Here is a 15,994-nt window from a genome sequence, read left to right as displayed (position 1 = left end):
TGGCGAGCCGCGTCCCCGTCAGCCGGGGGAGACGGTCTCCTCCGGCGAATCGCCCGCCACCACCAGGCCCGGCAGATGCTCGCCGATCTCCTCACGCGCCCCGGGAGCCAGCCCCGCGTCCGTCACGAAGGTGTCCACCTCGTCCAGCGTGGCGAAGGAACTCAGCCCCACCGTGCCCCACTTGGTGTGGTCGGCCACCACCACGACCCGGCGGGCCGACCGGACGAAGCGGCGATTGGTCTCCGCCTCGGCGAGGTTGGGGGTCGACAGACCGGCCTCCGCCGAGATCCCGTGCACCCCGAGGAAGAGCAGATCGAAGTGGAGGGAGTCGATGGCCCGGTCCGCGACCGGCCCCACCAGCGAGTCCGAAGGCGTCCGCACCCCGCCCGTCAGCACCACCGTCGCCGTCGCCGTCCCCGGCCGCGCCCCCCGCCCGGCCGCCGGACGCTGCGCGTCGTGGAACACGTCGGCGACCCGCACCGAGTTGGTCACCACCGTCAGATTTGGTATGTCCAGCAGGTGCCGGGCCAGCGCGTAGGTCGTCGTACCGCCCGAGAGGGCGATCGCGCTGCCGGGCCGGGCCATCGCCGCCGCCGTCCGCGCGATGTCCTCCTTGGCGCTCAGCTCCAGCGCCGACTTCACCTCGAAGCCGGGCTCGTGGGTGCTCGCCTCGACCACCGGGACGGCACCGCCGTGGACCTTCTCGATGACCCCCTGACGTGCCAGCGCGTCCAGGTCCCGACGGATCGTCATGTCGGACACATTCAGCCTGCGGGTCAGCTCGTTGACCCTGACCCCGCCGCGCCTGCGCACCTCGTCGAGGATCAGGGCACGCCGCTGCTCCGCGAGCAGGTTCTGATTCTCGCTCAACGCCGTCGCCCGGTCCTTCCCTCTGCTCCTACGGTCCGCAGCGGCCTGCGAGACAGGCTCATCCTGCCACGCAGGCATGTCCGGCGTACCACCTGGGGAGATTCCGTGAGACCGCTCACGCACCCGCCCCGCCTCCGGGATTCCGGGGCCGGGGCACGGGCCGGAGTCCACGGCCCCCGGGATTCCTCCGCCCGACCCCTGCCATGCCTTCGCCCGACCCCTGCCTTGACTTCGCCCGACCCCTGCCTTGACTTCGTCGGTCCCGCGCGGCCGGCGCACCCGAGAGAGAGTGCTGCCTTGCCTCCTGCCATCCCGCCCCCGCCGCGACCCCCGCAGAACACGGGGGCGGCCCTGGAACTGCTGGTCCACGGCGTGGGAGGCGCCACCCCGCAGGAGATGCTCGGCGATCCCCGGACCGTCCGGGTCACCGGGGACGCGACCGCCGCCGTGTACCGGCGCACCGAGGACGCCCAGGGCGAGAAGCACCCCGAGCGCTACCGGGACGAGCCCGTCGCCGAGGCGTACTGCTGGTCCGGGCTCACCTCCGGCAACGGCTCCCGCGCCCTGTGGCTGCTCCTCCTGCCGTTCATGGTGGTCAACCTCGCCCACTGGATGCGCCCCACCGCCGCCGGCCGCACCCGCGCGGTCCGGCTGTACGGCGTGGTGGTGCGGCTCGTCGCGCTCAGCCTCACCGTGCTGCTCACCGCGGCCGCCTGCGAGGTCGCGCTGGACCTGGTGGCCTGGCAGTGCGCGGGCACCTCCGCGTGCTCCGAACGCCGTTCCTGGCTCGGCTTCCTGTCGAGCAGTCAGGGCGGCTGGTGGTCCCAGCCCGGACGGCGGCTCGCGCTCGCCGCCACCGTGCCCGCCGCCCTGGTGGGCCTCCTGTGGTACCTCTCCAACCAGACCTGGAGCGCCTACGAGTCCCAGAGCCCCCTGGACGCCACGGACGACGACGCCTGCGACCCGGACGGGACGGAGGAGGCCCACGGCCCGGGCGCCCCGGACAGCGCCGACGATCCGGAGTCCGCGCGCCCGGTGCCGCCCGCGCTGAGCAGGCCCGGATTCTGGTACGGCCGCCGGCTCGTCGCCCGGCTCCGTGCCGCGCACACCGCGGCGGGCTTCCTCACCGTCGCCGCCGCGGTCACCGGCGCCGCCGCCCGCCACGACCGGACCGCCGACAGCCCGGTGCCGCAGATGTTCGGCCTGGTCATCGAAGGGGCCCTCGTGCTCTGCGCGGCGGTGACCGTCTGGGTCATCTGCCGCCGCGGCCGCAGCGAGAGCGTCCGGGACACCCGCGTCGACGGCGCCCTCATCACCTATCTGCCGGGCTCCGCGCTCACCCTGCTCGGCCTCGCCGTCCTCCACGCCGGGTGGTCGCGCCCGGAATGGCAGTCCACCGGCAGCCTCCCCGGCGAGACCGCCTTCCGGCTCCTCGCCCTCGGCCAGGGCCTCCTCGTGGTGATCCTCGCGCTGGTCGCCCGCAGCCTCCACCGGCGCACCCCCGAACCCCGCACCACGCTGTACGGCCTCGGCGGCCCGTCCGTCGCGATGCTCGCCTGCGCCCTGGGCGGTGTGATGACCGGCGGCGTGGCCCAGCGCGTCGCCGACTGGCTGGACGGCCCCGGCACCCCGGGCATGGGGCGCGGCTCCATCATCGAGGGGCCGCCCGTCCTGCTCAGTTGGCAGGCCTCCGTCATCCCCGTTCTCCTGCTCCTGCTGCTCGTCCCGGTCCTCTTCCTGACCGTCCGTACCGCGCGCCGGGCCCGCCGCATGGGCCCGGACATCGAGGCGGAGTACGCCCCCGAGCCGCCCGACCCCGCCCGCACCCGGCGGATCGCCCGCATCCGCGCCACGGCGGCGCTCACCGACTCGGCCCCCTGGATCGTCGGCGTGGTCTCCGCCGCCACCCTGCTCCTCGGCGCGGCGGCCGTCGCGGGCTCCTGGACCAGCGGCGAGGTGCCCGGCCTCGCGACGGACGGGGCCGCGGCCCCTGTCGAATCCCTCGCCGAGGCCGCCCAGTCGACGGGCTCCTGGCTCATCGGTTTCGGCTTCATACTGTTCGTCGCGGGCGGGCGCCGCGCCTACCGGGACGCCTCCGCCCGGCGCACCATCGGCATCCTCTGGGACGTGGGCACCTTCTGGCCGCGCGCCGCCCACCCCTTCGCGCCCCCCTGCTACGCCGAACGCGCCGTCCCCGACCTGGCGTCGCGGATGTGCGCCTGGACGGCGACGACCAGGGGCCGGCTCATCATCTCGGGCCACTCCCAAGGCAGCGTCCTCGCGGCCGCCGCGGTCTGGCAGCTCCCCGGCGCGGCCCGCCGCCGGGTCGGGTTGCTCACCTACGGCTCCCCGATCGAGCGGCTGTACGGGCGCTGGTTCCCGGCCTACTTCGGAGCCGTACCGCTGCTCGGGCTGAACCGTTCGGTGCACTGCTGGCGCAACCTCTTCCGGGCCACCGACCCGATCGGCGGGCCCGTCCGGCTGAGCACCGACCCCGACCCCGGCGTCGACCGGGGGCCGCTGAAGGACCCGCTGGCGTACGGGCGTACCACCGCGCTCCCGTTGCCCGAACCGATCCTCGGCCACTCCGACTACCAGGCCGACCCGGTCTTCGCGAAGGAACGGGCCGCCCTCCTCGAAGAGCTCGGAACACGGCTGCCCCGGCAGGCGGAAGGCGGGGACACGCTTCGGAGGAGTCAGGAGGGTCGGACGAGCTCCGGCAGATCCTCCGGATAGAGCAGGGTCAGGTCGTCCGTACTCGTCTCGGCGAACTGGGCGACCCGGCCCGCGTGCCGCTCCACCATCGACTCGAAGGTCTGCCGGGCCGTGCGTCCGTTGCCGAAGGCGGGGCCCTTGGGAAGCGCGGTGAAGTACTTCAGCAGCGCCTCCCCGGTCCCCTCCGCCAGGCTGTACTCGTGCTCCTCCGCCTGCTGCTCGACGATCCGCAGCAGCTCCTCGGGGAGGTAGTCGCTGAACGTGATGGTCCGCGAGAAGCGGGAGGCCACACCGGGGTTGACGGTGAGGAACCGCTCCATCTCGTGGGTGTACCCGGCGACGATCACCACCACCGCGTCCCGGTGGTCCTCCATCAGCTTCACCAGCGTGTCGATGGCCTCCCGGCCGAAGTCGCGCCCGGAGTCCTCGGGGGAGAGCGCGTACGCCTCGTCGACGAAGAGCACCCCGCCGCGCGCCCGGTCGAACGCCTCCTGGGTCCTGATCGCCGTCGAGCCGATGTGCTCGCCGACCAGGTCCACCCGGGAGACCTCGACCAGGTGGCCGCGCTCCAGCACCCCGAGCGAGGCCAGGATCTCCCCGTACAGCCGTGCGACCGTGGTCTTCCCCGTGCCGGGGGAGCCGGTGAAGACGAGGTGGCGGCGGACGGAGGCGGCCTTGAGCCCGGCCTCCTGGCGGCGACGGCCCACCTCGATCATGTCGGTCAGCGCCCGCACCTCGCGCTTGACGCTCTCCAGGCCCACCAGCGCGTCCAGTTCACCGAGGACCGCCGCGGAGTCACGGGCGGGCTCGGCGGCCGGAGTCACCGGTTCGGGCTCCACGGCCCGCTGGCCGGGCATGGTGGAGAGCAGGCCGGGCGTCGCTTGCGTGGCTGTCAGTACGGCGGGAGCCGGAGCCGGTGCCGTACGCAGACCGCTCTCGTCGCTCGTGCAGTCCGTGACCACCGGGCCGGAGCCCCCGGCCCCGTCGCCCGTCTGCCCGGCGAAGCCCTCGGGGAACTCGTAACCGCCGCGCGCGCACCGCTCGGTGCGGCAGCGGGTCAGCGTGGTGCGGCAGCCGTCCATGACGTGGAAGCCGTACCCCTCGCTGCCCGTCACGCGGCAGCTGTCGAAGGTGCCGCGCCCCTCGGCGGAGACGTAGAACCCGGCCTCGGCGGGGTTGGTGACCGTGCACCGCTCGATGACGGGGTCGGCGCCCTTGGTGACGATGACTCCGGTCTGGGCCGCGTCGATGGTGCAGTTGTTCAGCGTGCCGCCGCTGCCGTGGTCGCGGAACCAGGCGCCGGTGGAGGCCTCCCGGATCCGGCAGTCGTCCAGCTGGGCCGTGGCGCCGTCGCTCACGGACACGGCGGTGTTGCGGATCTGTGAGAGGTCGCTGTCCACCACGTCGGCGCGCGATCCCCGGTCGAGGACGAAGAGGGCGTCCGGCACGTCGTGGACCCGGCAGGCGTCCAGTATCACCGTCGCCCCGTCGCTGACCCAGACCGCCGGGTAGTCGCCCGTACTGTCGTGGATCTCGCACTGGTTGGCGTCCACGCGGGTGCCCGGGTCCCAGACCGAGAGGCCGTTGCGGCCGAAGCGGCGGACCGTGGAACGGGTCAGTGTGAGCACCGAACGTGACCGCAGGTCGATCGCGTTCTCCGGAATGTCGTGGATGTCGCAGTCGGCGAGCGTCAGCACCGCGTCGGTGTCCAACGTGACACCGTCGCCCGACGTGCGGTGCACGGTGCAGTCGGTGAGGTGCGCGGTGGCGCGGGCGGTGACCTGGACGCCGCTGCCCTTGATCTCGTACACCTCGCAGCCGATCGCCTCCAGACCGCTGCCCTCGCCGGTGACGCCGATGCCCGCACCGGAGGAGTGGTGGATACGGCAGCGGTCGAGGCGGGGGTGGCCGCCCTCGCGGACCGAGACGCCCAACTGCCCGGCCGAGACGATCTCGCACTCCTCGAAGACCCCGCCCGCACCGCCGAGTACGGCGATGCCGACCCCGGCCGGATTGTCGACGGTGCAGCGCCGCACGGTGGGCCGGGCCGCTGCCCGTACCTCGATGCCGGCGGCCGACCGCGTCACGATCCGCAGATCCGAGAACTCGGGGGTGCCGTCCTCCACCAGCACGGCCGGGGCGGCGGAGTCCTGCCCCTCGATGTGCAGATCCTGGACGATCGCGGAGGCGCGCACCGTCAGCGGTACGCCGTCGACCGGCGCGATCCGCACGGAGCCGACCGACCCCTCGGGGCCGCGCAGGGTCACCGCGCGGTGGAGGACGAGGTTCTCCCGGTAGGTCCCGGGCGCCACGGTGAGGACGTCACCGTCGGCCGCCGCTTCCAGGGCCGCGGAGAGGGAGGCGTACTCGCCCGTGCGGCGGCGCCATCGCGATGTGCCGGTGTGCGTCACCTGGACCGTGCCCTGTGCCATGGAGTTGCTCTGCCCCCACCTCGTGCTGTGCTGCCTCGGGTCGTGCTGTGAAGCCCTGGGGCCGTGATGGCCCGGGCCCGTCCGTCCGTCTGTCGAGGAGGCGGACGCGGTCGGACCACCGTAGCGCGCGGGAGGGGCTGGAGTTGACGACTCGGGCCGCCGGGGTGATGTCGCCGCCTGCCGTACGTCGCCGAGGTGGCCGCCCGCCGTCAGCTGCCCGTTCCGGCCCGGCCCCGGTCCGGGCCCGCCTCGGCCCACTCCCGGTCCAGGAGTGCGTACCGCTGCCGCATCATGCGCCCTACGATCAGCCGCCTGCCCGCCTCGACACACCCGGCGGCGAGCAGGAAGACGCCGAGCCCGCCGAGCACGGCGTGCGTACGGGCCGAGCCCGCGTCCATCGGCGGCGGTACGGGGAGGCCCGACGCGTCCGTCCAGACCCGCACCGGCGCACCGGGCTCCTGGGCCCCCGACCCCGTGGCGACCTCGCCCGTGCGCGGGGTGCCGTCCGGCGCCCGCCAGGCCGCCACCACCGAGGTCCGCCCCGACCCGGCGCCCGGGTCACCGGCGAACCGCCGCGCCTCCGGCGCCGGGCCGACCACGACCGCGGTGACGGGCCGCCGCTCCTCGTGCTGGGCCCGTATCTCCTGCCGGAGCGAGGCGTCGGCGAGCGCACCGCCCGCCCATCCGGCCGCCGGCGCCCCCAGCGCCAGGAGCACCAGCGCGCCGAGCGTCACCCACGCCTCGCGGCGGTCGGTGGCGCGCCACAGCGGATTGCGCCGCCACCGCCACCGCCACGGCCCCCGCCATCGCAGGACTCCGACTCCCATGTTCTCCCCCCCACGCGTCCTTCCGGTCCCCCCGGGTCCCCGGGTCCTCAGTCGAGGATCTTGACGGGGTCCCCGACCCGGATCACCCCGGTCCCGTCCGGAATCAGATTCTGGCCGAAGAGCAGCTGATTGCCGACCCGGCGGTGTCGGGCCAGCGTGAGCAGCGGCTCCTTGCCGCGCTCGGCGGTCCGCTGGTCGGTGGTGGTGATCACGCAGCGGCCACAGGGCTTCACCACGGAGAAGATCACATCGCCGATGGCGATCCGCCGCCAGTGGTCCTCGCCCCATGCCTCGGTGGAGTCGATCACGACGTTCGGCCGGAAGCGGTCCATCGGCAACGGCCCCTCGTCCGGCCGGTCGCCCGCCGCGATCAGGGCGTTGAGGGCGTCGAGGGAAGCGGTGGTGGTCAGCAGCAGCGGATAGCCGTCGGCGAAGGAGACCACATCCCCGGGGCGCGCGTACGCGGGGTCGACGGGTCTGCGGCGCGCCGGATCGTCGAGATGCACGAGCCGGGTCTCCGAGCCGAGGACCTCGCTGAACCAGGCGTGTGCCTCGTCCGCTGCCTCGGCGACCGTGACGGTGTCCCGGTGCAGCTCCACATCGACCAGGCGCTCCGGCCCCGGCACCTCCACCCGCAGGGGCGGACGGCCCGGGGCGGAGAGGGCGATCCCGCCACCGGACAGCAGCACCGCGGAGATCCGCGCCAGAAACGGCCGCTGTCGTTGGGTGATCACCCGCGGCGTCTTGTCGACCAGCATCCAACGGCGGTCGCCGTCGAGTCCCCATGGCTCGACGGCGACCTCGTCGGATGTCAGGGCGCCCAGCGATTTGACCGGATACAGGTGGACGGACCGGAGCACAGGAGATGCCATGCGCCCATCCTGCCAGTCACCTATCCACACGTACGCACGATTTGTTCGCGGAGCCCGCGGCGGGGCGGAGGGGTCAGTATCCCCGGCTCTGGTAAGGCCGGTTGTACGGGTCCTCGTACGGCGACGGGGCCGGCGCGGGCCGCGGCGAGGCCGGGCGCATCGACTCGTACCCGGTGCCGGGCGCGGGGCGCTGCTGCTGGGGCTGCTGCGGATAGCCGCGGACCGCCGAGGGCTGCTGCGGGATGTACGGCGCCGGCGCGTTCTGCAGCCCGGCCGCGTACATCGGCGCCTGCTGCGCAGGGGCCTGCTGGTACTGCGGCATCGGCTGGGGCTGCTGCGGATAGCCGTAGGAACCGACGGGCTGCGAGGGGGCCGCGGGCAGGGCCGGCAGCGCCGACGGCAGGGCCGGCAGATAGCTGCTGGACGTGTCGTACGCGGCAGGGACGCGGATCGGTGCGATCTGTGGGGTGCCCCGCTCCGCGACCAGGGAGTCGTAGATCGGAGTGTCGGGGAACGACGCGGCGTAGTAGCCGCCGCCGAAGGCGGAGCGAGGGGAGGTCATGGCACCTAAGTTAAGCCCACGATGTGCCGGTTGGGGAGCCCCAATCTTAGGGTTATCCGTTTTTACGCCTGTTCTGTCGGCCGGGACCACCAGAACATCGGTAATCCCTCGCCTATCAGCGGCATTCCCTCTCGGCGGGCCATTGTCGACGAGAAGTGGCGGGCGGGTGGCAAAGGGCGACAGCAGGTCAGCTTCGGGGGCAACGGCACCGACCCCGGCGGAGACCGCCTGCCAGGGCGGCCACGGCTCCGGGCTCGTCCCTCCACGGGCCGCCCACCTTCGGCGACCTCTTCGCGGCCGGCGGCTTGCGGGTCACCGGCCACTCCACGGGCGTCACCTTTCCGCCCGGCCGCTGCGACGGGCTGGAGGACCGGCGCGACCGGCACCGGCCCGACCGACCCCGGTGGCCTGCTCGGATTCGGCCACGACCCCGTGTCCCCGGTCGCCGGGCGCTTCGGCGAGACGGCCCGGCTCAGCCGCCCTCGCCCGCGTTCCCGGCTTGCGGCCGCCGAACTCATAGACAGTCACACGGCGTCGTATCAGAGCCTGTTCGTCGCCCATTGCCGGGTCCGGCCGGTAAAAGACAAGAGGGCGGCGCCCACGGCGGCACGCTCGGCTTCGTTGAATTTCGGCCTGATGGAATGCCCGGCCGGTGAACTGCCGCGCAGCCGTCCCGGTGCTCCGGGCCGGGTATCCGCGATCATGATCGGATGAAAGCTCGATTCCTCGGCATCCCCGAACTGGTCGAGACCCCGCCCGTCGCGGTGGTGGTCGACGTCATGCGTGCTTACACCGTGGCTGCCTGGGCCTTCGCCCAGGGGGCGGAGGAGATCGTTCTCGCCGAGTCGCTCGACCAGGCCCTGGCGCTCAAGGCCCGCCACCCGGACCGGGTGGCACTCAAGGACGGTCCTCCCGCGCCCGGCTTCGACGCCGTCAACTCGCCGGGCCTGCTGCGCTCCCTGGACCTCGGCGGACGGACCGTCGTGCAGAAGACCACGGCAGGGACGGTCGGCGCGCTCGCGGTGAAGGAGGCGTCGCTGGTGCTGTGCGCGGGTTCGTCGTCGCGGAGGCCACAGCCCGGCTCCTGCGCGAACGCGGGCGCGACGGTGTCACGTTCGTGGTCACGGGCGAGGACGGGCGCGCCGATGAGGATCTGGCGTGCGCCCAGTACATCGCCCGGAGGGTCACCGAGGACGCGACGGACGCGGACGGCTTCCTCCGCCGCGCCGCCGCGCCGCCGCGTCGGCGTCGCCCGCGAGCCGGCGGAGGGGGTGCGTCAAGGAGTGCATCCTGATGACATCGCGCTCTGTCTCGAACTCGACCGGTTCCCCTTCGCCATGGTGGCGACCTCGGAGGACTCCCTCATGGTCCTGCGCCCCACAGGGGCGAGGAGTAGTCGTCGGACCCTTCCGGTGGCCGCTCGACGGAGGGATTAGGTTGTGCGGAAAGGCCTGCGGGCAGCCGGAACCGTGATGGGGGCGAGCATGACCATGCAAAAGGGAACCAATGTTCCGGTGCCTGCGGGCACCGTGCGCGTCGAACTGGGGTGGCGGGCCGCCGCGGGCACCCCTGATGTCGACGGTTCCGCACTGCTGTTGGTGTCGGGCAAGGTACGCGACGACGCCGACTTCGTCTTCTACAACCAGCCGTCCCACGCCTCCGGCGCCGTCCGCCACGAGGGCAGGCGGACCGCCGGTGACGGAGTCACCGACACCCTCCTCGTCGACTTCGGCAGGGTCGAGCCGGCGATCGACCGCGTCATCGTCGCGGCCTCGGCGGACGGCGGCACCTTCGGCCGGGTGAGCGGACTGCACGTACGGGTCGTCGACGCGGCCGGCGGCGCCGAACTGGCCCGCTTCGACTCCACGGACGCCACGATCGAGACCGCGTTCATCCTCGGTGAGCTGTACCGGCGTCAGGGCGCCTGGAAGTTCCGCGCGGTCGGGCAGGGCTACAGCAGCGGGCTCGAGGGCCTGGCGACGGACTTCGGCATCTCCGTCGGCGAACCGCAGCAGGCCCTCGCGCCGTCCGCGCCGACCAGGCCCGCCGCCCCCGCCCTCGTACCGCCCACGCCTCCGGCCCCCAACCCGACGCTCCACGTCGCCCCACCCGCCCCGCCGGCCCCTCCCGTACCGCCCGCCCCGGCGCCCCCGCAGCCCGTGCGGCTGTCCAAGGTCACGCTGACGAAGGAGGCCCCGTCCGTCTCCCTCGCCAAGCAGGGCGGCACCTCCGGCGCGCTCCGCGTCAACCTCAACTGGGAGGTGCGCAAGCAGTTCAAGGGCTGGGGAGCGAAACTCGGCCGGGCCGTCGCCATGCACGGAGACCTCGACCTCGACCTCTGCGCGCTGTACGAACTCACCGACGGCCGCAAGGGAGTCGTGCAGGCCCTCGGCAACGCCTTCGGCTCACTGGCCCAGCCGCCCTTCATCCAACTCGACGGCGACGACCGCACCGGCGCGCTCTCCACCGGCGAGAACATGACCGTCAACCTCGACCGCAAGGACCTGATCCGCCGCGTCCTGATCTTCGTCACCATCTACGAGGGCGCCCGGAGCTTCGCCGATCTGCACGCCACGGTCACCCTCCAGCCGCAGAACGGCGCGGCGATCGACTTCTCCCTCGACGAGTGCACCGTGCCCTCCACGGTCTGCGCGCTCGCCCTGATCACCAACAACGGCGGCGACCTCACCGTGCAGCGCGAGGCCCGCTACCTCGTACCCGACCGTGGCGTCAGCCCGCAGCGCACCATCGACGCCGCCTACGGCTGGGGCATGAACTGGACCCCCGGCCGCAAATGAGCCCCAAGTGACCGGCGAGCCCGCCCGGCCGGACCCGGCGCCCGCGTGGGGTCACCGGCCGGGCGCGGCGTCGGCCGTCCCGCCCGGATCGGTCCGGGCATAGGTACGGCCCTTCCAGGCGGCCCCCCGCCCCCTGTAGTGCTGCACCGCCGAGTCCACCGTCATCAACAGGTACAGCACCGCCGTGAACGGCAGCAGCGGCCCGAGCCACGGCGACTGCCGGTAGTACGCCAGCATCGGCAGGTACGTCGCCGTCATCACCGCCCAGGCCGCGCCACCGGCCCACGCCGCCACCCCGTCGCCGGTCGCCACCCCCGCCACCAACGTCATGGGCGGCCCCAGGTAGACCAGCGCCAGCCCCGGGACCGTCCCCGCCAGCAGCAGCGGACTGTGCCGCAGCTGCGCGTACGCGCTCCGCGCCACCATCCGCCACAGGTCCCTCAGCCCCGGATACGGCCGCACGCTGTCCACCCGGTCCGCGAGCCCCAGCCAGATCCGGCCGCCGCCGCGCCGCACCTCCCGCGCCAGCGACACGTCGTCGATCACCGCCTGCCGGATCGACTCCGGGATCCGCGCCCGCTCGGCCGCCTCCGTCCGCAGCAGCACACAGCCGCCCGCCGCGGCCGCCGTCCGCGACCGGGCCCGGTTCACCCGGCGGAACGGGTAGAGCTGCCCGAAGAAGTAGACGAACGCCGGCACCACCAGACGCTCCCAGAAGCTCTCCACCCGCAGCCGCGCCATCTGCGACACCAGGTCGTAACCGGCCGGGCCCTCGGTCCCGGCCGCGGCCACCAGGTCCCGCAGGCTGTCCGGCTCGTGCGCGATGTCCGCGTCGGTCAGCAGCAGGAAGTCCGGCTTGTGGAGCCGGGCCAGCGCGATGCCGTGCCGCAGGGCCCAGAGCTTGCCCGTCCAGCCCGCCTCCGGCTCCCCGGGCTCCGCGACGGTCAGCGGCAGGCCGCCGAAACGGGCGGCCAGCTCCCGGGCCAGCTGCCCGGTACCGTCGCTGGAGCAGTCGTCGACCAGGATGATCCGGGCCTCGCCCGGGTAGTCCTGGACCAGCAGCGAGGGCAGGCTCACCGGCAGCATGTCCGCCTCGTCGCGGGCCGGTACGACCACCGCCACCGACGGCCAGCGCGCCGGGTCGGTGAGCCGGGGCAGCCGCTGGTCGGTCCGCCAGTAGAAGCCCTGCCCCAGCAGCAGCCACACCCACGCGATCAGTGAACCCACGGCGATCCAGGCAACGGCGCTCATTCGCCGCAGTCTGCCCCACCGAGCCCGGTCCGCAAGGACTGTCGGCTAGGGTGACCGGGTGAAGATCGCGCTCATGGACTCCGGAATCGGCCTGCTGGCGGCAGCGGCCGCCGTTCGCCGGCTGCGGCCCGACGCCGAGCTGGTCATCTCCTCGGACCCCGGCTCCATGCCCTGGGGCCCGCGCACCCCCGAGGACGTCACCGCCCGCGCGCTGGCCGTGGCCCGCGCCGCCGCCGCCCACCGGCCGGACGCCCTGATCGTCGCGTGCAACACCGCCTCCGTCCACGCCCTGGCCGCGCTCCGCGCCGCGCTGGAGCCCGCGCTGCCGGTCATCGGCACGGTACCCGCCATCAAGCCCGCCGCCGCGGGCGGCGGCCCGGTCGCCATCTGGGCCACCCCGGCCACCACCGGCAGCCCCTACCAGCGCGGGCTGATCGCCGAGTTCGCCGGGGCCGTCGATGTCACCGAGGTCCCCTGCCCGGGTCTCGCCGACGCCGTCGAACACGGCGACGAGGCCGGCATCGACCGCGCCGTCGCCGCTGCCGCCGCCCTCACGCCGCCGGGCGTCCGGGCCATGGTCCTCGGCTGCACCCACTACGAGCTGGTCGCCGACCGCATCCGCGCCGCAGTCCAGCAGCCGGGCCACCCGCCGCTCGTCCTGCACGGCTCCGCCGGGGCCGTCGCCGCCCAGGCGCTGCGTCGGATCGGCGCTGATGCCGCCCCGACGGCCGAACCGTCCGGCACGCTCACCGTCCTGCTCGCCGGACACCCCGGCACCCTGCCGGAGCCCGCTCTGGCCTACGCGGAGGGCCGCGCCCTCCAGGCCGCGGCCCCCGCCCGCTGACCCCGCAGCCCCGGGCCGGGCGGCCCGAGGGTGGGTACGCTGCGAATATGACGGACCACTCCGAGAGCGCGCACCACGGCTCGTCGCAGGCCCCGTCCACCGTCTGGACCGGCCGCGCGACCAACCGCATCCAGTGGCTTTTGGCCCTGGCGGGCGCGGGCTGCATGGCTCTGGGCATCGAGCTCGCCGTCGTCTCGCCCTGGTCGTCCGGATTCGCCCCGCTGCTGATGTCCGTCGTCGGCTGCCTCGCCGTCGGACTGCTCATCCTCTTCGGGACGCTCGCCTTCGTCCATGTGGCCGTGAAGGTCGACCGGGACGCCCTGGAGGTCCGCTGCGGCCACGCCGGGCTGCCGCGCCGCAGGATCCTGCTCACCCATGTGGTCGGCGCGGATTACGTGGCCAAGGTCAACCCGCGCCAGTGGGGCGGGTGGGGCTACCGCTGGCGCCCCGAGCAGGGCACCGCCGTCGTGGTGCGCAAGGGCGAGGGCATGGCCCTCCGGCTCGGTGACGGCCGCACCTTCACCGTCACGGTGGATGACGCGGAGGCCGCCGTACGCTTCATCCGCGAACGCCTCCACCTGGCCGCCGGCGCGGAGCGGGACCAGGACTGACCACGCGGACACGGCGGAGGACGGCCATTCGGCGGCCCCCGCGGCCCCGGGGCGGCCCCCCGCCCACAGCCGCCCACCGTAGACTCCGCCAGGTGAGCGCCACTATGACCCCCGTCGACGACCCGCGGCCCGCGTCGACGCCCCCGACCGCCGGACTGCCGCAGCGGCTCCTGCGTCCGGCCGCCGCAGCCCTCTCCGGCGTGCTGCTCTACGCGAGCTTCCCGCCCCGGCCGCTCTGGTGGCTCGTCCTGCCCGGCTTCGCCCTGCTCGGCTGGGTCCTGTACGGGCGCAGGCCGCGTGCCGCCTTCGGCCTCGGGCTGCTGTCCGGGCTCGGCTTCATGCTCCCGCTGCTGCACTGGACCGGCGAGGACGTCGGCCCGGTGCCGTGGCTCGCCCTCGCCGCCGCCGAGGCGCTCTTCATCGCGGTGGGCTGCCTCGGGATCGCCGCCGTGACCCGGATCGCGTACTGGCCCTTCTGGGCGGCCGCGGTCTGGACCCTGGACGAGGCGGTCCGGGCCCGGATCCCGTTCGGCGGCTTCCCCTGGGGCAAGATCGCCTTCGGCCAGGCGGAGAGCGTGTTCCTGCCGCTCGCCGCGCTCGGCGGCACCCCGCTGCTCTCCTTCGCCGTCGTGCTGTGCGGCTTCGGGCTCTACGAGGCCGTGCGCCGCTTCCGTACGTACCGCTCCACCGGCGAGATCCCGCGCGCCGCCGTCGCCGGAGCCGCCGCCTGCGTCCTCGTACCCGTCGTGGCCGCGCTCGCCTCGCTCCCGCTCGTCGACGACTCCGCCGAGGACGGCACCGCCACCGTCGCCGCGATCCAGGGCAACGTGCCCCGCCTCGGCCTCGACTTCAACGCCCAGCGCCGCGCCGTCCTGGACAACCACGCCAAGCGCACCACCCAGCTCGCCGACGAGGTCGAGGCCGGAAAGGCGAAGCAGCCCGACTTCGTCCTCTGGCCGGAGAACTCCTCCGACCTCGACCCGTACCTCAACGCCGACGCCCGCCAGGTCATCGACGACGCGGTGAAGGCCATCGGTGTCCCCACCGTCGTCGGCTCCGTGGTCGAGAAGGGCTCCGACAGCCTGCGCAACACCCTGATCGAGTGGGACCCGGACAAGGGCCCCGTCGCCACCTACGACAAGCGGCACATCCAGCCGTTCGGCGAGTACATGCCGATGCGGACGGTCGCCCGCTTCTTCAGCGAGGACGTCGACCGCGTACAGCGCGAGTTCGTCCCCGGCACCCGGGTCGGCGTCTTCGACCTCGCCGGTACGAAGGTGGGGATGGTGACCTGCTACGAGGCCGCCTTCGACGACGCCGCCCGCGACACCGTCCTCCACGGCGGCCAGATGATCGCCGTGCCCAGCAACAACGCGACCTTCGGCCGCAGCGAGATGACCTACCAGCAGCTCGCCATGTCCCAGGTCCGGGCCGTCGAGCACGGGCGGTCCGTGGTCGTCCCCGTCACCAGCGGTGTCAGCGCGGTCATCCGGCCCGACGGCACGATCGCGGACCGGAGCGACATGTTCACCCCCGACGCACTGGTCGCCGAGGTCCCGCTGCGCTCCTCGCTCACCCCCGCCACCCGGATGGGCCCGCTGCCGGAAGCCGTCATCGCCCTGCTGGCCGTGGCCGGCCTGGGCTGGGCGGGCGTGTCGGCGGCACGGGCGCGGCGGGAGCGGGGGACCGCGCGGTAGGCCCGGACCGGACACGTAGGCTCGGACGCATGGCGACTCCCGACTTCATCCGCACCATCCGCGCCACCGCCGGACACCAGCTGCTCCTGCTCCCCGGGGTGACCGCCATCGTCTTCGACGACGAGGGCCGCGTCCTGCTGGGGCGGCGGGCGGACACCGGAAAGTGGTCGGTGATCGGCGGCATCTCGGATCCGGGGGAGGAGCCCGCGCGGACGGCGGAGCGCGAGGTGCTGGAGGAGACCGGCGTGCACTGCGTGGCCGAGCGTCTGGTGCTCACCCAGGCGCTGCAGCCCGTGCAGTACGCCAACGGCGACCGCTGCCAGTACGTCGACATCACCTTCCGCTGCCGGGCGACCGGCGGCGAGGCCCGGGTCAACGACGACGAGTCGCTGGATGTCGGTTGGTTCCCGCTGGACGGGCTGCCGCCGCTCGCCGAGTTCGCCCTCTTCCGGATCAAGCAGGCGCTGACGGAGGGGCCGGCCTGGTTCCAGCCGACGCCGGTCGACGCCTGACGC

Annotated in this window: 12 protein-coding genes and 1 pseudogene; 7 read left to right on the top strand and 6 right to left on the bottom strand. The window is 73.8% G+C overall.

The window, feature by feature from the left end; all coding sequences use genetic code 11:
* Nucleotides 1–18: 18 nt before the first annotated feature.
* On the bottom strand, nt 19–870 hold the full coding sequence (locus tag AMK21_RS23585) for a DeoR/GlpR family DNA-binding transcription regulator (protein ID WP_073881092.1): 852 nt from the start codon (nt 868–870) through the stop codon (nt 19–21).
* Nucleotides 871–1,167: 297 nt separating this feature from the next.
* Between AMK21_RS23585 and AMK21_RS23580 the strand changes: the two genes are divergently transcribed.
* On the top strand, nt 1,168–3,606 hold the full coding sequence (locus tag AMK21_RS23580) for a hypothetical protein (RefSeq protein ID WP_107429976.1): 2,439 nt from the start codon (nt 1,168–1,170) through the stop codon (nt 3,604–3,606).
* On the opposite strand, the gene AMK21_RS23575 is transcribed toward AMK21_RS23580, so the two are convergent.
* The 4 genes from AMK21_RS23575 to AMK21_RS23560 all read right to left on the bottom strand — a co-directional run bounded on the left by AMK21_RS23575 (nt 3,567) and on the right by AMK21_RS23560 (nt 8,278).
* Complete coding sequence (locus tag AMK21_RS23575) at nt 3,567–6,017, bottom strand: right-handed parallel beta-helix repeat-containing protein (protein WP_073881090.1); 2,451 nt, start codon at nt 6,015–6,017, stop codon at nt 3,567–3,569. The two genes, AMK21_RS23580 and AMK21_RS23575, sit on opposite strands and share 40 nt — an antisense overlap.
* Before the next feature lie 209 nt (nt 6,018–6,226).
* Complete coding sequence (locus tag AMK21_RS23570; RefSeq protein WP_073881088.1) at nt 6,227–6,844, bottom strand: hypothetical protein; 618 nt, start codon at nt 6,842–6,844, stop codon at nt 6,227–6,229.
* 47 nt (nt 6,845–6,891) lie between these two features.
* Nucleotides 6,892–7,716 (bottom strand): MOSC domain-containing protein, encoded by an 825-nt coding sequence (locus tag AMK21_RS23565; protein ID WP_073881086.1) that lies wholly within the window; start codon nt 7,714–7,716, stop codon nt 6,892–6,894.
* Between the two features lie 73 nt (nt 7,717–7,789).
* Entirely contained in the window at nt 7,790–8,278 is a 489-nt protein-coding gene (locus AMK21_RS23560; RefSeq protein WP_073881084.1) for a DUF6643 family protein, read from the bottom strand.
* Between the two features lie 710 nt (nt 8,279–8,988).
* On the opposite strand from AMK21_RS23560, the pseudogene AMK21_RS23555 reads away from it, so the two are divergent.
* Together AMK21_RS23555 and AMK21_RS23550 are read left to right on the top strand one after the other, a co-directional pair.
* A pseudogene (locus AMK21_RS23555) lies at nt 8,989–9,714 on the top strand (2-phosphosulfolactate phosphatase).
* A gap of 36 nt (nt 9,715–9,750) precedes the next feature.
* Entirely contained in the window at nt 9,751–11,076 is a 1,326-nt protein-coding gene (locus AMK21_RS23550) for a TerD family protein (RefSeq protein WP_073881082.1), read from the top strand.
* 51 nt (nt 11,077–11,127) lie between these two features.
* Here the strand turns inward: AMK21_RS23550 and AMK21_RS23545 are convergent, their stop codons facing one another.
* The gene (locus tag AMK21_RS23545; protein ID WP_073881080.1) at nt 11,128–12,327 is read right to left on the bottom strand and encodes a glycosyltransferase; all 1,200 of its coding nucleotides are present in this window, start codon (nt 12,325–12,327) and stop codon (nt 11,128–11,130) included.
* Between the two features lie 58 nt (nt 12,328–12,385).
* On the opposite strand from AMK21_RS23545, the gene AMK21_RS23540 reads away from it, so the two are divergent.
* From AMK21_RS23540 to AMK21_RS23525, 4 genes are all read left to right on the top strand, one after another.
* Nucleotides 12,386–13,171: a glutamate racemase gene (locus AMK21_RS23540; RefSeq protein WP_073881078.1), complete on the top strand. Its 786-nt coding sequence runs from the start codon at nt 12,386–12,388 to the stop codon at nt 13,169–13,171.
* A 47-nt stretch (nt 13,172–13,218) separates the two neighbouring features.
* Nucleotides 13,219–13,782: a hypothetical protein gene (locus tag AMK21_RS23535; RefSeq protein ID WP_073881076.1), complete on the top strand. Its 564-nt coding sequence runs from the start codon at nt 13,219–13,221 to the stop codon at nt 13,780–13,782.
* A gap of 104 nt (nt 13,783–13,886) precedes the next feature.
* A complete protein-coding gene (lnt, locus tag AMK21_RS23530; RefSeq protein WP_073881074.1) occupies nt 13,887–15,479 on the top strand; it encodes an apolipoprotein N-acyltransferase in 1,593 nt (530 codons plus the stop codon).
* Between the two features lie 29 nt (nt 15,480–15,508).
* The gene (locus AMK21_RS23525; protein WP_073881072.1) at nt 15,509–15,991 is read left to right on the top strand and encodes an NUDIX hydrolase; all 483 of its coding nucleotides are present in this window, start codon (nt 15,509–15,511) and stop codon (nt 15,989–15,991) included.
* Nucleotides 15,992–15,994 lie beyond the last annotated feature (3 nt).

Source organism: Streptomyces sp. CB00316 (genome assembly GCF_001905595.1).
Taxonomy (GTDB): domain Bacteria; phylum Actinomycetota; class Actinomycetes; order Streptomycetales; family Streptomycetaceae; genus Streptomyces.
Note: the sequence above shows the minus strand (reverse complement) of the source record. Positions and strands in the feature narration are given on the sequence as shown.

Excerpts from the sequence above, each read along its gene's own strand:
- AMK21_RS23575 (WP_073881090.1), bottom strand. The coding sequence starts at position 6,017 with ATGGCACAGGGCACGGTCCAGGTGACGCACACCGGCACATCGCGATGG.
- AMK21_RS23570 (WP_073881088.1), bottom strand. The coding sequence starts at position 6,844 with ATGGGAGTCGGAGTCCTGCGATGGCGGGGGCCGTGGCGGTGGCGGTGG.
- AMK21_RS23565 (WP_073881086.1), bottom strand. The coding sequence starts at position 7,716 with ATGGCATCTCCTGTGCTCCGGTCCGTCCACCTGTATCCGGTCAAATCG.
- AMK21_RS23560 (WP_073881084.1), bottom strand. The coding sequence starts at position 8,278 with ATGACCTCCCCTCGCTCCGCCTTCGGCGGCGGCTACTACGCCGCGTCG.
- AMK21_RS23550 (WP_073881082.1), top strand. The coding sequence starts at position 9,751 with ATGGGGGCGAGCATGACCATGCAAAAGGGAACCAATGTTCCGGTGCCT.
- AMK21_RS23545 (WP_073881080.1), bottom strand. The coding sequence starts at position 12,327 with ATGAGCGCCGTTGCCTGGATCGCCGTGGGTTCACTGATCGCGTGGGTG.
- AMK21_RS23535 (WP_073881076.1), top strand. The coding sequence starts at position 13,219 with ATGACGGACCACTCCGAGAGCGCGCACCACGGCTCGTCGCAGGCCCCG.
- lnt (WP_073881074.1), top strand. The coding sequence starts at position 13,887 with ATGACCCCCGTCGACGACCCGCGGCCCGCGTCGACGCCCCCGACCGCC.
- AMK21_RS23525 (WP_073881072.1), top strand. The coding sequence starts at position 15,509 with ATGGCGACTCCCGACTTCATCCGCACCATCCGCGCCACCGCCGGACAC.